The organism is Sphingomonas sp. (assembly GCF_019242355.1).
Classification (GTDB): domain Bacteria; phylum Pseudomonadota; class Alphaproteobacteria; order Sphingomonadales; family Sphingomonadaceae; genus Sphingomicrobium.
Genome location: NZ_JAFAVR010000259.1, coordinates 1 through 2,393, shown reverse-complemented (window position 1 = coordinate 2,393; position 2,393 = coordinate 1). Strand labels below are relative to the sequence as shown.

Sequence of the window (2,393 nt, the reverse complement as noted above, 5' to 3'; positions counted from 1 at the left end):
GAGCATTCGGCCTCAAGCGGTCGAGACAAAATGCCGTCATCGCCTGCCTCTCGGATAGCTTAGACCTGAACATTCGTTTGCTCAAGACACGCTCGAACTACAGGCGTATACGGCTTGGCTACGCTTGCCGGGGGATGTGCACTCGATTAGACTTCGCGATCGTTGAAGCACTCGGGCCTTGCCGAATGGGCCTGATGTTGGGAGTTGTGGATGCCGACCAATCACGACCCGGCATGGCTCGAGCAGCTCCACGAGCGGTTTGTGGAAGCGCTCCGCTGCAACGATCTGAAGGCTCTCGGTTCCTGCTACACGGACGCAGCGGTCCTGTTGCCCCCCGGACGCGCCGTCATTTCCTCTCCTGAGGCGATTGTCGCCTACTGGCAGGGCGCCGAGCACATCCAGGACCTGATCTTCGAGGCGACCGACACGAGGGCGTTCGGCGAGGCCGCGTTGCGCGAGGCCGGCAACCTGCTGATCACCGCTCGTGGGCAGGGACGCGACACCTTCAATACCGCTGCTAAATACGTCGCGGTCTGGCTGCAGGTCGACGGCACGTGGAAGATCGATTCGATGATTTGGAACGGAGCGGGTCGCCCGGCGGGGGGCGGCGGTCGACGGGGGCGCGCCGGCGGCGGTGAGGGCGCGGGCGGCGGACGGGCCCGTCCGGGCGCCCGGCAAGGCGCGGGCGCGGGCGGTCGACAAGCCGGCGCCGGCGGCCGCCGACAAGGGGGCGGCCGCGGGCGACAGGGCGGTGGTGACACCTAAGGCGAGATCCATCCACGCCGCTTGCCGCCTTGAAGTAAGCAGTTGTTTCGGCGGCCTTACGTCGCCGTGAGTTCAGGCCATCAGATCGCTTATCCTCGCCGAGGGCGCGGAGCGGCGGCAATGTGCGAGATGATAAATGGGGCGGTCGAGGAGGGGCGGCCCGCGCGACCAGCGTAGGGCCACAAGGGCCGACCTTCCGGCGTCGCCGAACCGGCCTAGCGCGACGGATCCGATCCGGCGCAAGCCGCGTCGACCGCTGCCGGATTTCACCGGGATGCCGCAGACGACCACGGCAACAGCGTCCGGGTACCGCGACTTCCTTCCGATCGCTTTGCAGATCGTCAACACGCCACCGTCGCGGGCGCGACGTGCGCTTGGCTATCTCGTCTGTGGCACCATCACCATCGCCATCCTCTGGTCGATCTTCGGCTCCTTGCGCCTCTTCGCGATCGCCCCGGGTGAGTTCGTGGCCAGGGGCGGCAATCAGGTGGTTGAACCGCTCGAGGCTGGACAAGTAAGCTCCATTCCAGTCCAGAATGGCAGCCACGTCGCGGCCGGCGCCGTTGTGCTTCAGCTCGATCCAACTGCGGCCGACGCGTCGGAGGCGATCGCCGCGGCCAAGCTGACGAACGCCAGGGCGGAGGCGTTCCGACGCAGCAGTGCGGCGTTCCTCGCTCGCTCTGGCGCCACGGAAGTGAAGGCGCCGCTGGCGTGGCCGCCCGGGATACCCGCCGACGTGGTCGGTCGCGAGGAGACCGTGCTGCGAGCCGATCTGAACCAGCTCCGAGCAACGTTGGCGGACCTCGCGGCCAAGCTGAAGACAGAACAGGCAACGGCGACCAAGCTGGTCGGCAACATCTCCGCGCAAAAGACACTTGTGGACTCGCGCACGAAGCGCTCCGCCATGCACCAGACTCTCGCCGAGCAGGGTTGGGACAGCCGCGCCATCGTCCTGCAATCGCTCGAGCCGCTCCGCCAAGACGAGGTGCACCTAGCCGACTATCAGGGGCAACTCGCGGAGGCGAACGCTGCCATTCCCGTGCTCGAGGACCAGATGAAAGCGGCTCGCGAGTCCTTCATCGCCGAGAACGTCGCCGCCTCGGCCGTCGCGCAACGCGAAGCATCCACCGACGAGCAGCAGCTCGCGAAGGCAAAAATGGCCGTCGCCAACCTCGCAGTGCGCGCGCCGGTCGCCGGAACCGTCCAGGGTCTTGCAGTTACGAGCCTCGGCCAGTCGATCAAAGCCGGTGAGATGATCATGCAGGTCGTGCCCGATAAGGCGCCCCTCGAGATCAAGGCCTACGTCCTCAACACGGACATTGGGTTCGTTAGAGTCGGGCAGCCCGTAACGGTCAAGGTCGACACGTTTATGTTCACCCGATACGGCACTGTTTCCGGCCGCGTGGTGAGCGTCGGCGCGGATGCCGTTACGGGTCAGCTCGCGCTGACCCAGCAGAGCGATGACGCGACCACTCCGTCCAGCGGCGGGCTTTCCGTAACCAATGCAGCGCAGGAGATGAAGGACCTCGTCTTCCCCGTTACGATTGCTCCGGACAGGACGTCGTTGACGGTCAACGGACGTGACGTCCCGCTGACCGCCGGCATGTCCGTGGTCGCCGAAATCGAGA

General features: G+C 66.0%; 2 protein-coding genes. Both read left to right on the top strand.

Annotated features, from left to right (window positions below):
* The first annotated feature begins 210 nt into the window (after window positions 1–210).
* Window positions 211–765, top strand: coding sequence for a nuclear transport factor 2 family protein (locus JOZ79_RS12455; RefSeq protein WP_294074658.1), 555 nt, complete (start codon window positions 211–213; stop codon window positions 763–765).
* A 274-nt stretch (window positions 766–1,039) separates the two neighbouring features.
* The coding region (locus tag JOZ79_RS12450) for an HlyD family type I secretion periplasmic adaptor subunit (RefSeq protein ID WP_294074655.1) at window positions 1,040–2,393 on the top strand (1,354 nt) is incomplete at its 3' end.